Source organism: Mycolicibacterium chubuense, assembly GCF_001044255.1.
In the GTDB taxonomy this organism is placed as follows: domain Bacteria; phylum Actinomycetota; class Actinomycetes; order Mycobacteriales; family Mycobacteriaceae; genus Mycobacterium; species Mycobacterium chubuense.
On sequence record NZ_JYNX01000024.1, the window covers coordinates 1 to 14,363 of the forward strand.

The window sequence follows — 14,363 nt, forward strand, 5'->3', positions numbered from 1 at the left end:
GTGAAGCGGTTCCTAGACAGCTCCACTTCACAACCGGAGGCCTTCCCTGTCACACAGGCTCACCGATAACGGGAGGGACAACCTCCCTGGACATCACAGCTAATCCCCGGCGGACATCTGTTTCTGACGAAATCCGACCGGCAGTAACGCCGATACGTCACGTGACGAAGTAATCGGCGCGGGCGGATGTGAAGCAACGGCATCCTCGGCATCGCGGTGCCGACCGTAACCAGGCAATCCCGTGACGCGCGCCGTTGAGGCGCGCGGTGTAGAGGACGGCGATACACGAATGAATGTTCTGCTCAACTTCAGACGCCGGCTGCTCGCCGGCGCGATGGCGGCGCTGCTGCTGCCGGGTCTGGTCGCCGTCGCCGGTGGGTCGGCGACGGCCGGCGCGTACTCGCGGGCCGGGCTGCCGGTCGAGACGCTGATGGTTCCGTCGGCGGCGATGGGCCGCGACATCCCGGTCAAGTTCCAGGGCGGTGGGCCCAAGGCGGTCTACCTGCTCGACGGGCTGCGCGCCCGCGACGACAACAGCGGCTGGGACATCGAGACCGCCGCGTTCGAGAATTACTTCGAGTCCGGGCTGTCGGTCGTCATGCCGGTCGGCGGGATGTCCAGCTTCTACACGAACTGGCAGCGACCCGCGGTCGGCAATGGCACCACATACAACTACCAGTGGGAGACGTTCCTGACTTCCGAGCTGCCGGCGTACCTGGCGGCCAACAAGGGCATCTCCCCCAGCGGCAACGCCGTGGTGGGCCTGTCGATGTCGGGTAGTGCGGCGCTGATCCTGGCGGCCTACCATCCCGGTCAGTTCAGCTACGCCGGCTCGTTGTCGGGCTTCCTCAATCTCTCTGCCGGCATCTGGCCGACGCTGGTCGGATTCGCGATGCGCGATGCCGGCGGCTTCGACGCCACCGCGATGTGGGGCCCGGGCGGCGGTCCGGCATGGCAGCGCAACGATCCGACCCTGCAGGCCGGGCGGCTGGTGGCCAACGGCACCCGCATCTGGGTGTACACCGGAAACGGCCGCCCAGGCGACCTCGGCGGCGGTGGTGACATCCCGGGCCAGGTGCTGGAGAGCATCACCCAGGACAGCAACCGTGCGTTCCAGAAGGCCTATGTCGGCGACGGTGGGCGCAACGCCACGTTCAACTTCCCGGCCAACGGCACGCACGGCTGGGGGTACTGGGGTGCACAGCTCAACGCGATGAAGCCGGACATCCAGCGCACGCTGGGCGTCTGACCTCGTCGTCCGAAAGTGGCCGGGGCGCAGTCAGTCTGCGTCCCGGCCGCTGCCGTCTCCGGGAACCGGCACGGACGTCTCCCAGCGGGCGCGGCGTTGCGCGCTCGACTGCTCCCACCACGGTGGTGTGCCGCGTTCGCCGAGCGCGACCTTGGCGGCCTGCACACCGGCCCGCGCCGCGGGCTCGTTCGGAGTGCCGCGAGCGCGGCGGACCTCGCGGCGCCACGCCATCAAGATGCGGGTCAGTTCGGCGCGACGCTGCTCGGGGATGTCCGGATCGGTGGCGCGCCAGCGGCGGCCGTTGATGACGACGTGGTGTCCGTCGTCGGTGAGTTCTGGCTCGCTCATGAGGAAACGACCACCGCAGACCCGTGGGGATCTGCGGTGGTCGTGGCGTTGTCGATCGGTGCGTCGATCAGTACGTCGGGACGAACACGCCGTTCAGCCAGACGCCCCAGTGCTGCCAGCCCTGATCCCAGACCTGCGGGTTGCCCGCGGCCCAGGTCGGATCGACCGGCTTCGGCGGGGCCCCGGCCGGCGGGGTGCCGGTGCTCGGCCCGGCGGGCGGTGCCGGCGGCGGCGTCCAACCCGGCTGGGCGGCAGCGGTTCCGGCGATTCCCATCGCACCGGCGGTGAGGCCGCCGAACACGGCTGCACTGGCGAGGACCTGAGTCAACTTCATCGGTAGAACTCCCATCCCGGGCCTCCTGGCCCGCAGTTCAATGAGTACGGCTAACAACTAACCGCTACGTGCGCGGGATAAACGCATGCTGTGGCGGATCACACACCGGCTGCTATGACTGAAGCCATGGCAGACCGGCTGCGCAATGAACTGGAGACGATCGCCGCAGGGGCCGGACGGTATGCCGACGTGGCGCGCACCGCTCTCGGCGATGCCCCCGTCGGCACGCGGCTCGAGGCCGCGATCCGCGCGCTGGCAGGTCATCGCGGTCCCCGCAGCAGCACGTGCCCGTCGGACGCGGCGCGCGCGGTCGGGGGCGAGCAGTGGCGAGCCCTGATGGACGCCGCGCGCGACACCGCCCGCTCGCTGGCCCGGACCGGTCTGGTGGAGATCACCCAGCGCGGCGAGGTGCTCGACCCCGACGCCGACTGGCGCGGCCCGATCAGGATCCGCGCCGTGGATCGGTGAGTCCCCTCAGCGCGGCCTAGCATGTCGGCGTGTCCGACGACGACCGTGACCGCTGGGACGGGCGCTACCGCAGCCTGCCGCCCGCCGAACCCGACGATGGCCGTCTGCCAACGGTTTTCCAACCCTTCGCGCACCTCTTCCCCACCGACGGCACTGCGCTGGACGTGGCGTGCGGGCGCGGAACGGCGGCGGTGTGGCTGGCGCGACGCGGCCTGACGGTCCGTGGCTACGACATCTCACCGGTGGCCGTCGCGCAGGCCGGCGTCCTGGCGCAGCGATGCGGATGCACGGGCGCGTCTTTTGCCGTGGCCGATCTGGATGACGGGCTGCCGCCCGGCGACCCGGTGGATGTGCTGCTGTGCGCGAACTTTCGCGACCGCCGCCTGGACGAGGCGATGCGGTACCGCGTGCGCGCGGGCGGGCTGCTGGCGGTCAGCGCGCTGAGCGAGGTCGGCGCGACTCCCGGCCGGTACCGGGCGGCGCCGGGAGAGCTCCGGCGCGCGTTCAGCACCTTCGACGTGATCGCCTCCGGCGAGGCCGACGGCCAGGCCTGGGTGCTGGCGCGGCGGTGATCAGGGGCCGGTGCGGCGCGGGCGGCGCACCGCCCCCCACAGCCCCACGCCGATGCCGACCACCGCACCGCCGAGCCCGATCGCCTTCTGGGAGCGGCCCAGCTGATCGTGCACGCTGAGCCCGCCGAGGAGGTCAGCCGCGTCGGCGCCGCCCGAAGCCAGAAACCAGCCGCGGGTGTCGCGTTCCTGCAGCGCCGCGGCGACCAGCATGGCGCCGATCAACGCGTCGCGATACCCCATCGAGCGCAACAGCAGCCGCGCGGTCGGTGGCGGATCCCCCGGATCCCCCCAGAGCCGGTTGGCGCGCAGCGGATCCACGAGGAACGAGATCCCCGAGGTGAGGCGGATGCCGCCGGCGACCAGCGCGGCGCGATCGCGAGCCATCCGCGGTCAGCCGGCGGCCCAGGCGGCGGCCTGGTCCAGCTCGGCGAGCGGGTACAGCGCGATCTCACCCGGGACCATCCACGCCAACGCGTGCAGCGTGTGCACCACCCACTCCTTGTCGGTGACCACCGCGACGCGCCGGAACGCCGCGTGATGGCGGAACAGCGCCCCCAGCCCCAAACGCAGGTCCTCGGCCAGGCCGCCGGGACCGAACCCCTCGTAGTCGTCGGCGATGACCTCGACGAGCCTGATCTCACCGGTTGCCAGCATGTCGTCCATCGCAGGCCGGAAATCGCGCAGATCCTGACCGCGCAACCGGCCCGAGACGCGGATCCCGGCCACCCCCGGCGGCATGTCCTGCAATATCTCGATCATGCTGGGCAGTCTGGCACGCCGGCAGCGTGCCCGGGCGTGATCCGGCGGGTGTTGTCAATTCTGGCGTGGCAGAAGCTCTTTGGCGAAGGTGTTCAGGAAATCCTGGGTACCGATCGAACCGGCGGGCCGGATCACGAACTTGGTGAGCCCCGCGGCGATGTAGTCGTCGAGCCGGCGGTGCAACTGCGTCCAGTCGGCGGCCACCAACTCGGCCGGATCGAGGTCGGGACGGCGCTTGCGGATGGCGGCGAGCACCGGGGCGGGCAGCTCGCCGTCACCGACGGCGAGGTTGATGCCGTAGTGGTCCTCGGGCACCTCCCGTCCGGCGGCCGCGGCGGCTGCGCGGATCTGCCCCACCGCCTCCCCTGCCTCCGCCGGGGTGAGGAAGCTACCCAGCCAGCCGTCGCCGTAGGCGCCGATGCGCCGGTATCCCGCCGGTGACGAACCGCCCAGCCAGATATCCAGCCGCCCAGGGGGTCTGGGCATCACCGTGGCGTCGCGAACGGAGAAGAACTCGCCGGAGAACGACACGGTGTCTTCGTGCAGCACCCGGCGCAGCAGCTGCAGCGACTCGTCGAACACCGCCGCGCGCCTGCCCTCGGGCACCACGAACAGGTCGCGCTCGACGGGCAGGGCAGACCGCAAGCCGAACACCGGCAGGACCCGCTTGGGGGCGAGCGCAGCCAGCGATGCCAGCTGCTTGGCGACCAGCACCGGGTTGCGGCCGGGCAGCACGGCGACCGACGTGCCCACCTTGAGGTCGCGGGTCCGGGAGAGCGCGAACGCCATCCCCACCACCGGATCGATGGCGGGCGAATAGACCAGCTCGGAGAACCACAGCGAGTCGATGCCCGCCGACTCGAGCTGGTCGACGAACCCCGGCAGCGCGTCCGCGCCGACGTCGACCCCCAGGCTGACCCCGAACCGCACCTTCACCATGGACTCCTCCCGCCGCGACGACCACTCCAGCATGCGGCACGGTCGTCGATGACAGGATGTGGGCGTGGCAGAGCGCATCACCTTCCCCAGCAGCAGCGGCCCGACGCTGGCAGGTCTGATCGACGTGCCGCAGGGTGAGATCCGCGGCTGGGGTGTGTTCGCGCACGGTTTCACGCTGGGCAAGGACTGCCCCGCCGCGAGCCGCATGTGCAAGCAGCTGGCCGCCGAGGGCATCGGCATGCTGCGGTTCGACAATCTCGGACTCGGTCATTCCGAGGGCGACTGGGGCGACGGCTCGTTCTCGCACAAGGTCGACGACACGGTGCGGGCCGTGAGATTCATGAACGACTCGGGTCGTGAGGTGCGCCTGCTCGTCGGTCATTCGTTCGGCGGCGCCGCCGCCATCGCCGCCGCTCATGACTGTCCGACGGTGGCCGCGGTGGCCAGCGTCGCCGCGCCGTTCCAGCCCGCGCACGTCGAGAAGAACTACGACGCGCTGGTCAGCCGGATCGAATGCGACGGCGAGGCACCGTTTCTCATCGGCGGCAAGGCGCTCACCCTGCGCCGGCACTTCATCGAGGACGTCCGCAACGCCGACCTGCGTGAGCGCATCAAAACGCTACGGCGGGCGCTGCTGGTCATGCACTCGCCCACTGACAACACGGTCGGGATCGCCAACGCCAGCGACATCTTCCGCGCCGCACGGCATCCCCGCAGCTTCGTCTCCCTGGAGGGAGCCGATCATCTGCTGACCGAGAAGAACCAGGCGGCCCGGGCTGCGCGCATCGTCAGCGCGTGGGCCGACCCCTACCTGTAGAACGCACCAGTGGGCGGGTCCGCGCCTGCGCGGAGCCCGCCCACTGTCACGATGTCAGTTTTGTGAACCGCCCGAGCCGGAGTCGCTGCTCTTCTTGGCGCCGGAATCCGACGCACCGCTCTTCTTCGCCGAGCTCGAGTCACCCGCGTCCGAGGACGTGGTGTCGGGCTTCTTCTTGAAGCTGTCGCTGAGCTTGGAGACGCTGGCGCTGATCGAGTCGCGCACCTGCTTGACCGCTTCGCTGGTCGCCGTCGGCTTGCGGTGCTTGGGGCCCTTGGACGCCGCGGCACCGTCGTCGGTGGCCGGGGCCTCGGCGGCGGGGGCTTCCGCGGCGGGCGCCGCGGTGACCGCCGGAGCGGTCAGCGCCGTGGTGGACTCCTGCGTGGTGGCCTTGTCCGAGGTCGCCGTGTCGGTGGTGTCGGCAGCCAGCGTCGTCGTCGTCGTGGTGTCGGGATCCTCGAAGACCGGGCCCGGAATCGGCTTGTTGTCCGGGTTGGGGACGAACGGGGCGCACAGCGAGCACTGCGTGCCGAGAACGAACGGGTTGAAGGCAGTGTTCAGGCCGCGGCCCAGGCTGGTCAGGCTGGCCGTGATCAGCTCGGGGGTCACCGGCTTGATCTGCGAGAAGTCTGGAGTGTTGGTCAGGCTGTCGTAGAAGCTGGTGAACGGCTTGGTCGGGTCGAGCTTGACGGTCTCGCCGGACCAGGGCACTTCCTGGCCGTCCGGATCCTTGACGTAGCACTGGCCGTCGGCGCTGCAGCTGATGCCCTCGCGGGTTTCTGGGAACGTGTATCCCTCTGGCGAAAACAATGCGCCGATGTGACGAAGATCAAACATTTTGCTCAGAATGGCTGTGGGGTCGTCACACGCACCGGGGCCGGTGCCGGTGCAGCCGGAGTTCATCGGTAGCTGAGACGCGGCGATCGCGGCGAACATGTTGCCCAGGGGCACGGACAGGGCAGGGAACGGCACCAGCACGTTGGCCAGCGCCTGATAGCGGGGCACGTCGGCGGTGTCGGTGCCGAGGATGTTGGTGGGGCTGTAGACCCACCAACTGCCGCCGTAGTACAGATCGGCGCCGAGGCCCACGACGTTACCGTCGGGCTGAGTCAGGGTGATGCCCTCGTACGTCGGCTGGAAGCTGGGGCCGCCATCGGGCTCGCCGCCCAGGTGGACGTTGCCGTCGCCCAGTGCGGTGAAGAAGTTGTACGGCGTATTGGCAAGCGCGATAAACAGGTTCGCCGGGATGTTGAACATGTTCGTGCTGTCCGTGGTCGAGACGAACGGCGCCGCCGTGGGCAGGCCCGTCGGCTCGGCGCACAGCGCACTCGAGCTGCCCGCGGCGCAGCTCTGGGTCGCGGCGACCAGGTTGACGTCGTAGCTCGCCATCCGCAGGTCCAACTGCGAGGTGACCGGCGTCGCGGAGATGACGCCGGCGCCCATCAGGGCTACGCCGGCGGTGACGTAAGAACGTGCAGATGTGCGCATGACGCGCCCCCTCCATGTTGCTGTGCGTGACCCCGACCGCGAGAAACGTATCCAGAATGTGATCAATTGTCTACTGGACATCGACGAATTCTCATCAACCATTCATTTGCTGACGCGGCCGTCAGTTAATTCGTGCGGCGACAAATAGCAAACAATTGCCGATGCGGCGACGAAATTCGTGGCGATTAGGCTGGGCGCTCGTGCGTATCGTCGCTATTCATCTGGCCCCCGGGCGGCGCATCCCGACGCGCGCGGTCGACGCGGTCGTGGCCGAAGCGGGCAAAGGCCTGGTCGGCGACCGCTATCACGGCACCCGGCACCGCCACGTCACCCTGCAGTCGCGCGAAGCGCTCGACGTCGCGGCCGCGCAGCTGGGCCGCCCCGTGGACTCCGGCGCGACGCGCCGCAACATCACCGTCGACGCCGGAGAGATCCCGACGAAACCCGGCACCAGGATCCGGATCGCCGACGTCGATCTGGAGGTGGTGCGGGTGTCGGCCCCGTGCCGCCTGCTCGACGATTGGATCGGTCCCGGCGCCGCCGCCGCGCTCAGCCGCCGCGGTGGGTCGGTCTGCCGGGTGCTCAGCACGGGCACCCTGCAGGTCGGCGACGACGTCGTCTTTCCGCAGGACTGACCGAGATCAGCTGCCGTCGCCGCCGCCGACTTCGGCGGGCAGCGGGGGCGGCAGCGGTGTGGTCGGGGTCGCCGAGGTGGTCGGCCCGGCGCCCGGTGAACTGGTGCTCGCCGGCCGGTGGAAGTCCAGCATCGGCTCGTCGCGGATCACCTTCTCGGCCGCGCTGATCACCAGCGCGTCGGCGGTGACCATGTACTCGATGCCGTCCCGGGACGCGGTGAAGGCGCCGTCGGCCGACTGGGATGCCGCGGCGATCAACTTCGCCCCGTCCCGGACCCGCACCCCGCGGTACTCGAGGTCACCGTCGGCGAGCTTGCAGATGGCCACCCGAGAGCCGGCGGTGCTGCCGAACACGACCGCCGTCGCCGGGGCTGCGCACCGTGCCGTCGAGTCGATGTACCCCCGGCTGTCCGACGGTGGCGCGGAGGACGCGGACGGAGCCACGGCGAGCAGCGCCACGGCCGAAGCGGCCGTCGCCAGGGCGGTGCGGACGAGGACGGTGCGGTGCGAAGACATCACTGTCCACCAGACCACGCCGGGACAGAAGTTGCGAATGGCCCCGGCAGATTTTCGCGCATCGTTGGGCCATCGAGACCGGACCGTAATGAACCGAGTCCGAACGGCGATGACATGATCGTGACCTTCTCCGGTGCCGCGGCGCGGTGCAGCGCACTGCTGCTGGCCGTCGCAACGGCGTTCGCCCTGCTGCTGGGAGCCGGACCCGCACACGCCGCCCCACCCCTGGTGGCCAAGGACTTCTCCAAACCGGCGATCGTGATCCTCGGCTACGGACTCAAGGACAACGGCACCATGCGGCCCATCCTCTACACCCGTGTTCTCACGGGTCTGGCCGTGGCGCAGATGTTTCCCCAGTCGCCGATCATCGTGACCGGCGGCAATCCGCGCAACGGCCGGACCGAGGCGGGTGAGATGCGCAAGACGCTGCGCGTGCTCGGTTTCCCCGACGACCGCATCATCGTCGAGGACCGGGCCAACAGCACCGTGCAGAACGCCCGGTTCTCGGTGCCGCTGGCCGAGGCCGCAGGCACCTCGGGGATCATCCTGGTGACCTCGTCGTCGCATCAGGACCGCGCCGACGGCAACTTCGCGGACGCCGGCGGCAATGTGCTTGCGACGGTGAGCTTTCCGGACGGCAATCCGTCGATCAACATCGCCCAGTTCGTCCGCGACGTGCTGAGCCCGTTCGTGGCGGTCACCTGAGGACCTAAAGTCCTCTTCGTGGACCCTGCTCAGCCGGCCGCGCCGCACCGCTGGGGACTGGGCGCCTTCTTCGTCGTCGAGGCCGTGTACCTGGTCTCCGCGCTGGCGCTGGCCGTGGTGCTGGGCCGCGCCGATGTGTCGTCAGTGCTCCCCGTCGCCGTCGGCGTCGCGCTGCCGACCGCGCTGGCCGCCGGGTGCGCCGTCGTGGTGACCACGTTGCGAGGCAACGGCCCGCGCACCGACCTGTGCATCCGGTGGTCGTGGCGCGGCACCGGAGTGGGCGTGCTGTTCGGTGGCGCCGGCCTGCTGGTCACGATTCCCGCCTCGGTGCTGTGGCTGTCGATCGTCGGTGAGGACGTCACGTCGGCCGCCGACGACGTGTTCGGCGATCTGCGGAGCACCTGGGGGTGGGCGGTGCTGGTGTTCGCGGTCGTGGTGGTCGTCGCACCGGTGTGCGAGGAGATCATCTTCCGGGGACTCCTCTGGGGCGCAGTGGAACAGCGCTGGGGACGGTGGGTGGCGCTCGGGGTCACGACCGTGGTGTTCGCGATCGCGCATCTGGAGTGGCAGCGGGCCCCGCTGCTGCTCGTCATCGGGCTGCCGATCGGCTTGGCACGCCTTTACGGCGGCACGCTGGTCGCGAGCATCGTCGCCCATGCCATCGCGAATCTGCTGCCGGGGCTGGTGCTGATGTTCACGGTGGCCGGGGTCATGCCCGCGGCGTGATCGCCCGGTCGTCGAAGATGCCGTCCAGATACGCGGTGCGGCAGGCCCGGCGCGCGAGCTTGCCGCTGGTCGTCCTCGGGATCGCACCGGCGGGCACGATGCGCACGTCGGCCACCGGAGCCTGATGGCGCTCGTACACAGCGGCTTTGATCGACGCCACCGCGGCGCCAGGATCCGTGCGGGCAGTGCCTGCGGCGCGCTCGGCGACGATCACCAGGCGATCCGCCCCGTCATCCCGCACGGCGAACGCGGCGACATACCCGCGGCGCACGATCGGGGACGCACCGGCCGCGGTGGCTTCGAGGTCGTGCGGGGAGTAGCGCCGGCCGCCGAGGATCACTACGTCGGCGATCCGCCCGGTGATGTAGAGCTCACCGTCCAGGTAGAACCCGAGATCGCCCGTGCGCAGCCAGTGTCGGTCCAGATCCGCGCCGATGGCGTGGCTGCCGCCGGCCAGGGTGCCCGCCAGACGCGCGCCGAACGTCCGTTGCGTCTCCTGCGGCCGGTGCCAGTAGCCGCGGGCGATGTTGTCGCCCTGCAGCCACGGCTCGCCGACCCGCCCGTCGGGGAGCTCGCGGCCGGTGTCCGGGTCGACGATCACGCAGGACAGGCTGCGCGCGACCTGCCCGCACGACACGTGCGCCGCCGCGAGGTCGTGGTCGGGTGCGACGGGGACGGCCGTGCCGTGGGCCAGCGCGTCGCGGTCGACGTACAGGGCCTGCGCTCGGGCGGCGGGGGCGATTGTCGCGACCAGCAGCGTCGCCTCGGCGATGCCGTAGGACGGCTTGAAGGCGGTGGGCGGCAGGCCGAACGGCGCGAAGGCCGCATCGAACGCGGAGATCGCGTCGATGCTGACCGGTTCGGATCCGATGATCAGCACCACGTTGGCGAGGTCGATCCCGGAGTCCGTGCCGGGCACGCCCCGGGCGGCGGCCCACTCGTAGGCGAAGTTCGGCGCCGCGGTGACCACCCGCCCGGTCGCCGACCCCGCCGACAACGCCTCGATCCAGCGCAGCGGCCTGCGGATGAACGCGGTCGGCGACATCAGCGTCGAGTGGCCGCCGTAGACCGCAGGGAAGCCGATCATCGACAGACCCATGTCGTGATACAGCGGCAACCAGCTGACCCCGTGGGTGTTCCGGTCGAGCAGATCGATCGACAGGATCATCTGCACCAGATTCGTGCCCACGGCGCGGTGGGTGATCTCGACCCCGGCCGGAGGTCGCGTCGCGCCGCCGGTGTACTGCAGATGCGAGACGTCGTCGACGTCGATCACCGTCGGGACGAACTCCGTCGCCGCCGCGTCGGGCACCTCGTCGATCGTGACGATCTCGGGCCGTCGCAACCCGGTCACTTGATCGAGGAACGCCTCCACCCCGGCGCGGGCGCCCGAGGTGGTGAGCACCGCGGCAGGCCGGGAATCGCGCAGCGCGACGTCGAGACGTTCGGCGTGGCCGGGCAATTCGGGGGCGAACAGCGGCACCGCCACCGCGCCGGCCTTGATCGCGCCGAAGAAACCGGCGATGTAGTCGAGGCCTTGGGGCGCGAGCACCGCGACCCGCTCCCCCGGCGCCGCGGCGTGTTGGACGCGTGCCGCCACGGCCGCCATCCGCACGCCCAGTCCGGTCCAGGTGATCTCCGAGATCTGCGTACCCGCGCCGGAGAAGTCGAGGTACCGGTAGGCGACCTCGTCGCCGACGTGGGCGATGTTGCGGTCGATCAGCGAGATGAACGTGATGCCGTCGGGCAGGTCGATCCCGCCGTCGGCATCGAGGCAGTCCTCGACCTGCAGCAGTCCGTCGCTGATCGGGATCGACCGGCCCGTAGGGCGATTCATGCCCGCAGTCTAGGTGCCGTGGGCGCGCTGCCGTGCCTTGTCCGAATCGCCAAGGGCCGCAACCGGTCAGGCGATGATGCGCACCAGGTAGGGCGCCATGTCCTTGGTCCGCACGTCGGAGACGGCGACCCCGGAATCGGTGGTCTCGACCATCTTCCCGTTGCCGATGAACAGCGCCACGCTCTGCGTGCCCTCGGGGCCGTAGAACAACAGGTCGCCGGGCAGGGCGAGCGACGGCATGACCTTCTGGCCCACCTTGTACATCTCGCCCGAGGACCGCGGCAGCTTCACACCCACGCCGGCGTAGGCGTAGACCATCAGACCGGAGGCGTCGAAGCCGACGACTTCCACCCGCGGGGCGGGTGCCGGCGCCGGAACGGCGGCGGGCAGGTTCAGGCCCGGCGTCGTCAGATCCAGCGCCGACGCGTCGACCCCGGCCTGATCGGGCTGCGCCGGATCGGCGGTGGGAGCCGCCGCGGTGCCCTTGCTCGGGCCCGACGCGCCGCCGCCTCCGTAGGCGAACGGGACGCCGCGCTGCGAGAGCGCACGGGCGATCACGATCTCGACCGCCTTCTGGTTCGTCGCCGATCGCGTGGGCTGAGCCGCCGCCAGGCCCGGGGTCGCCACGAGCAGGGCGAAACCGAGCATCAGGACTACAAACACACGGACGCGTCGCATGGCACTTCCACCGCTTTCCAGCCGCCAGCACCGCGCGGGCGCTGGACCTCATTCATTAACAACAGTCACTATGACCACTTCTACACCACCTGAACTGGTGTATTTACGTCGTCGCAGGACGGTGAACCAAGGAGATGCGGGACCGGGACCGAACGGTGACCTACGTCGGCGCGTCGCCCTCTAGGGTGTGTCGCGCGTCACGACCCCAGCGCGGCCAGTGCCGCGTCGTAGTCGGGCTCCTGACCGATCTCGGGCACCAGTTCGGTGTAGGCGACGTTGCCGTCCGCACCGACCACGACGACGGCGCGAGCCAGCAGCCCGGCCATCGGGCCGTCGGTGATCGTGACGCCGTAGTCCTCGCCGAAGCTGTCGCGGAACGCCGACGCCGGGGTCACGTTCTCGATGTCCTCGGCCCCGCAGAACCGCTTCTGGGCGAACGGCAGATCCTTCGACACGCACAGCACCGCCCCGCCGGCGGCCGCAGCGCGCTCGTTGAACGTGCGCACGCTGGCCGCGCACACAGGGGTGTCGACTGACGGGAAGATGTTGAGCAGCAGCGGCTTGCCGCGGAACTGATCATCGCCGACCGCGCCGAGATCGGTTCCGGTCAGCGAGAAGCCGGGTGCCGGCGACCCGACGGCGGGCAGCTCTCCGACGGTGTTGATCGGGTTTCCGCGCAAAGTTATCTGTGCCATGCGCACAGTGTGCCAAGCGCGACCGGTTTCGTCGCGGCCGGGTCAGGCGCCCTCGGGGTCGCCGTAGGCGCGCGCGATGTCCTCCGACGACGCCCACCCCGAGTACGTGGGCCGCTGCGGCCAGCCCTCGGGCGAATCCTGCCACTCCTCCTGGCGGCCCCACGGCAGGATGTCGATCAGCGCGAACGAATGACTGAGCTGTTCGGTGCCGCGGCCGTTGGTGTGCCAGGTGCGGTAGACGGTGTCCTTGGTCGGATCCGGGTCGCGCAGGAACACGTTGACGGCGAAGCCTTCACCGGGGGCGGCGTCGACGTCGGCGGCGAACGGACTCTCCGACGACGAGTACCACTCCATCGCGTTGCCCACCCGGCGCTTGTAGGCCAGCGCCTCCTCGATGGGGCCCGACGTCACGATCACGAACCGCGCGTCGTAGTTGTCGAGGAAGCCGAGCCGGGTGAACTGGGAGGTGTAGCCGGTGCAGCCGCCGCACTGCCACGTGTCGCCGTCATTCCACATGTGGTTGTAGACGATCAGCTGCGAGCGGCCCTGGAAGATGTCGGCGAGCCGGACCGGGCCCTCGGCGCCGATCAGCGTGTAGTCCGGCATCTCGACCATCGGCAGGCGGCGCCGCTGCGCGGCGATCGCATCGAGTTCGCGGGTGGCGGCCTTCTCCCTGGCTCGCAGCTCGGCCAGCTGGGCGCGCCAGGTGTCGGCGTCGACGACGGGTGGGCGGGCGGTCGTTTCGATCATCGGGTCATCCTGTCAGCGATGTCACAGAGGGTCACCGGGATTGACCGGGCCCGCGCCCGGAACTCATCGCTGACAGGATGGCGAGCATGACATCGATCTCGCCGGCGCCGCCCCGCATCGGATCCGGGCGGCCGGGATCCTGGACCTCGCGGCTGTGGGCCGACATCGACGGGATCTTCGCCGCGATCACCGCGCACCCGTTCGTCACCGGGCTCACCGACGGCACGCTCGACGCGGACGCTTTCGTCCACTACGTCGCCCAGGACGTGCACTACCTGCGCGCCTACGCCCGCGCACTGGCCGTGGTCGGCGCCAAGGCCCCCACGCTGGCCGACACCGCGCTGTTCGCCCGGCACGCCGCCGAGGTGTTCGACGTCGAACTGGAACTGCACGGTGAGCTGTTACCCGCGCTGGGCCTGTCCCCCGACGCCGTCGACCGCGTTCCGGTCGCCCCGACCACGCAGGCCTACAACAGCTATCTGATCGCCACGGTGTACGACGGCGGATTCGCCGACGGGCTCGCCGCGGTGCTGCCGTGCTACTGGATCTACGCCGAGGTGGGTGCCGAACTGGCGCACCGAGGTTCGCCCGACGCGCGGTACCAGAGCTGGATCGACAGTTACGGCGGCGACGAATTCGCGGCGACCGTCACCGAGGTGCTGGAGCTGGCCGACCGGGTGGGACCGACGCTCACCGCGTCCGGCGAAGCCGCCGCCCGCGCCCACTTCGTCACCACCGCCCGCTACGAGTGGATGTTCTTCGACGCCGCACACCGCCGCGAGGCGTGGCCGGCGCCGACCACGGGCGCATCCGCCGCGCAGTGACTAAGCTGGCGCCTTTCCTCACG

General features: G+C 70.1%; 19 protein-coding genes. 8 read left to right on the forward strand and 11 right to left on the reverse strand.

All coding sequences use genetic code 11. The features are described from left to right. Positions 1-289 precede the first annotated feature (289 nt). On the forward strand, positions 290-1,249 hold the full coding sequence (locus MCHUDSM44219_RS06030) for an esterase family protein (protein WP_048417334.1): 960 nt from the start codon (positions 290-292) through the stop codon (positions 1,247-1,249). A 30-nt stretch (positions 1,250-1,279) separates the two neighbouring features. On the opposite strand, the gene MCHUDSM44219_RS06035 is transcribed toward MCHUDSM44219_RS06030, so the two are convergent. Continuing rightward, the gene (locus tag MCHUDSM44219_RS06035; protein ID WP_048417335.1) at positions 1,280-1,597 is read right to left on the reverse strand and encodes a hypothetical protein; all 318 of its coding nucleotides are present in this window, start codon (positions 1,595-1,597) and stop codon (positions 1,280-1,282) included. Positions 1,598-1,664: 67 nt separating this feature from the next. Continuing rightward, complete coding sequence (locus tag MCHUDSM44219_RS06040) at positions 1,665-1,931, reverse strand: hypothetical protein (RefSeq protein ID WP_048417336.1); 267 nt, start codon at positions 1,929-1,931, stop codon at positions 1,665-1,667. Between the two features lie 114 nt (positions 1,932-2,045). On the opposite strand from MCHUDSM44219_RS06040, the gene MCHUDSM44219_RS06045 reads away from it, so the two are divergent. Both MCHUDSM44219_RS06045 and MCHUDSM44219_RS06050 read left to right on the forward strand, forming a co-directional pair. After that, complete coding sequence (locus MCHUDSM44219_RS06045; protein WP_236695370.1) at positions 2,046-2,399, forward strand: DUF3253 domain-containing protein; 354 nt, start codon at positions 2,046-2,048, stop codon at positions 2,397-2,399. A 29-nt stretch (positions 2,400-2,428) separates the two neighbouring features. Then, complete coding sequence (locus MCHUDSM44219_RS06050; RefSeq protein ID WP_048417338.1) at positions 2,429-2,971, forward strand: class I SAM-dependent methyltransferase; 543 nt, start codon at positions 2,429-2,431, stop codon at positions 2,969-2,971. Here the strand turns inward: MCHUDSM44219_RS06050 and MCHUDSM44219_RS06055 are convergent, their stop codons facing one another. The 3 genes from MCHUDSM44219_RS06055 to MCHUDSM44219_RS06065 are packed head-to-tail and all read right to left on the reverse strand — an operon-like array spanning position 2,972 to position 4,666. Continuing rightward, positions 2,972-3,355 (reverse strand): DUF4267 domain-containing protein, encoded by a 384-nt coding sequence (locus MCHUDSM44219_RS06055; protein WP_048417339.1) that lies wholly within the window; start codon positions 3,353-3,355, stop codon positions 2,972-2,974. It abuts the gene before it with no gap. Between the two features lie 6 nt (positions 3,356-3,361). Further along, the gene (locus tag MCHUDSM44219_RS06060; RefSeq protein WP_048417340.1) at positions 3,362-3,730 is read right to left on the reverse strand and encodes a SpoIIAA family protein; all 369 of its coding nucleotides are present in this window, start codon (positions 3,728-3,730) and stop codon (positions 3,362-3,364) included. 54 nt (positions 3,731-3,784) lie between these two features. Continuing rightward, positions 3,785-4,666 carry a TIGR03854 family LLM class F420-dependent oxidoreductase gene (locus MCHUDSM44219_RS06065; protein ID WP_048417387.1) on the reverse strand — a complete coding sequence of 294 codons (882 nt, stop codon included), beginning with the start codon at positions 4,664-4,666 and terminating at the stop codon, positions 3,785-3,787. Positions 4,667-4,733: 67 nt separating this feature from the next. Here MCHUDSM44219_RS06065 and MCHUDSM44219_RS06070 point away from each other — a divergent pair, with 67 nt between their 5' ends. Further along, positions 4,734-5,486 (forward strand): alpha/beta hydrolase family protein, encoded by a 753-nt coding sequence (locus MCHUDSM44219_RS06070; RefSeq protein WP_048417388.1) that lies wholly within the window; start codon positions 4,734-4,736, stop codon positions 5,484-5,486. A 54-nt stretch (positions 5,487-5,540) separates the two neighbouring features. On the opposite strand, the gene MCHUDSM44219_RS06075 is transcribed toward MCHUDSM44219_RS06070, so the two are convergent. Next, positions 5,541-6,974, reverse strand: coding sequence for a hypothetical protein (locus MCHUDSM44219_RS06075; RefSeq protein WP_048417341.1), 1,434 nt, complete (start codon positions 6,972-6,974; stop codon positions 5,541-5,543). 200 nt (positions 6,975-7,174) lie between these two features. Between MCHUDSM44219_RS06075 and MCHUDSM44219_RS06080 the strand changes: the two genes are divergently transcribed. Then, positions 7,175-7,609: an MOSC domain-containing protein gene (locus MCHUDSM44219_RS06080; protein WP_048417342.1), complete on the forward strand. Its 435-nt coding sequence runs from the start codon at positions 7,175-7,177 to the stop codon at positions 7,607-7,609. Positions 7,610-7,615: 6 nt separating this feature from the next. On the opposite strand, the gene MCHUDSM44219_RS06085 is transcribed toward MCHUDSM44219_RS06080, so the two are convergent. After that, positions 7,616-8,125: a hypothetical protein gene (locus MCHUDSM44219_RS06085; protein ID WP_048417343.1), complete on the reverse strand. Its 510-nt coding sequence runs from the start codon at positions 8,123-8,125 to the stop codon at positions 7,616-7,618. Between the two features lie 114 nt (positions 8,126-8,239). Between MCHUDSM44219_RS06085 and MCHUDSM44219_RS06090 the strand changes: the two genes are divergently transcribed. Together MCHUDSM44219_RS06090 and MCHUDSM44219_RS06095 are read left to right on the forward strand one after the other, a co-directional pair. After that, the gene (locus MCHUDSM44219_RS06090) at positions 8,240-8,830 is read left to right on the forward strand and encodes a YdcF family protein (protein WP_048417344.1); all 591 of its coding nucleotides are present in this window, start codon (positions 8,240-8,242) and stop codon (positions 8,828-8,830) included. Between the two features lie 18 nt (positions 8,831-8,848). Beyond that, a complete protein-coding gene (locus tag MCHUDSM44219_RS06095) occupies positions 8,849-9,556 on the forward strand; it encodes a type II CAAX endopeptidase family protein (RefSeq protein WP_048417345.1) in 708 nt (235 codons plus the stop codon). Here the strand turns inward: MCHUDSM44219_RS06095 and MCHUDSM44219_RS06100 are convergent. From MCHUDSM44219_RS06100 to MCHUDSM44219_RS06115, 4 genes are all read right to left on the reverse strand, one after another. Then, on the reverse strand, positions 9,540-11,393 hold the full coding sequence (locus MCHUDSM44219_RS06100) for a fatty acyl-AMP ligase (RefSeq protein ID WP_048417346.1): 1,854 nt from the start codon (positions 11,391-11,393) through the stop codon (positions 9,540-9,542). The genes MCHUDSM44219_RS06095 and MCHUDSM44219_RS06100 overlap by 17 nt on opposite strands. A gap of 66 nt (positions 11,394-11,459) precedes the next feature. Next, positions 11,460-12,071, reverse strand: coding sequence for an NlpC/P60 family peptidoglycan-binding protein RipD (gene ripD / locus MCHUDSM44219_RS06105; protein ID WP_048417347.1), 612 nt, complete (start codon positions 12,069-12,071; stop codon positions 11,460-11,462). 197 nt (positions 12,072-12,268) lie between these two features. Beyond that, positions 12,269-12,766: a thiol peroxidase gene (gene tpx / locus MCHUDSM44219_RS06110; RefSeq protein WP_043409562.1), complete on the reverse strand. Its 498-nt coding sequence runs from the start codon at positions 12,764-12,766 to the stop codon at positions 12,269-12,271. Between the two features lie 42 nt (positions 12,767-12,808). Beyond that, a complete protein-coding gene (locus MCHUDSM44219_RS06115; RefSeq protein WP_048417348.1) occupies positions 12,809-13,516 on the reverse strand; it encodes a DUF899 domain-containing protein in 708 nt (235 codons plus the stop codon). An 86-nt stretch (positions 13,517-13,602) separates the two neighbouring features. Between MCHUDSM44219_RS06115 and tenA the strand changes: the two genes are divergently transcribed. Further along, positions 13,603-14,340, forward strand: coding sequence for a thiaminase II (gene tenA / locus MCHUDSM44219_RS06120; protein WP_048417389.1), 738 nt, complete (start codon positions 13,603-13,605; stop codon positions 14,338-14,340). Positions 14,341-14,363 lie beyond the last annotated feature (23 nt).

Bases quoted from the DNA above. Each gene is read 5' to 3' on its own strand.
- MCHUDSM44219_RS06100 (WP_048417346.1), bottom strand. From the start codon at position 11,393: ATGAATCGCCCTACGGGCCGGTCGATCCCGATCAGCGACGGACTGCTG.
- MCHUDSM44219_RS06040 (WP_048417336.1), bottom strand. From the start codon at position 1,931: ATGAAGTTGACTCAGGTCCTCGCCAGTGCAGCCGTGTTCGGCGGCCTC.
- MCHUDSM44219_RS06060 (WP_048417340.1), bottom strand. From the start codon at position 3,730: ATGATCGAGATATTGCAGGACATGCCGCCGGGGGTGGCCGGGATCCGC.
- ripD (WP_048417347.1), bottom strand. From the start codon at position 12,071: ATGCGACGCGTCCGTGTGTTTGTAGTCCTGATGCTCGGTTTCGCCCTG.
- tpx (WP_043409562.1), bottom strand. From the start codon at position 12,766: ATGGCACAGATAACTTTGCGCGGAAACCCGATCAACACCGTCGGAGAG.
- MCHUDSM44219_RS06030 (WP_048417334.1), top strand. From the start codon at position 290: ATGAATGTTCTGCTCAACTTCAGACGCCGGCTGCTCGCCGGCGCGATG.
- tenA (WP_048417389.1), top strand. From the start codon at position 13,603: ATGACATCGATCTCGCCGGCGCCGCCCCGCATCGGATCCGGGCGGCCG.
- MCHUDSM44219_RS06115 (WP_048417348.1), bottom strand. From the start codon at position 13,516: ATGATCGAAACGACCGCCCGCCCACCCGTCGTCGACGCCGACACCTGG.
- MCHUDSM44219_RS06085 (WP_048417343.1), bottom strand. From the start codon at position 8,125: ATGTCTTCGCACCGCACCGTCCTCGTCCGCACCGCCCTGGCGACGGCC.
- MCHUDSM44219_RS06035 (WP_048417335.1), bottom strand. From the start codon at position 1,597: ATGAGCGAGCCAGAACTCACCGACGACGGACACCACGTCGTCATCAAC.
- MCHUDSM44219_RS06075 (WP_048417341.1), bottom strand. From the start codon at position 6,974: ATGCGCACATCTGCACGTTCTTACGTCACCGCCGGCGTAGCCCTGATG.
- MCHUDSM44219_RS06090 (WP_048417344.1), top strand. From the start codon at position 8,240: ATGATCGTGACCTTCTCCGGTGCCGCGGCGCGGTGCAGCGCACTGCTG.
- MCHUDSM44219_RS06055 (WP_048417339.1), bottom strand. From the start codon at position 3,355: ATGGCTCGCGATCGCGCCGCGCTGGTCGCCGGCGGCATCCGCCTCACC.
- MCHUDSM44219_RS06045 (WP_236695370.1), top strand. From the start codon at position 2,046: ATGACTGAAGCCATGGCAGACCGGCTGCGCAATGAACTGGAGACGATC.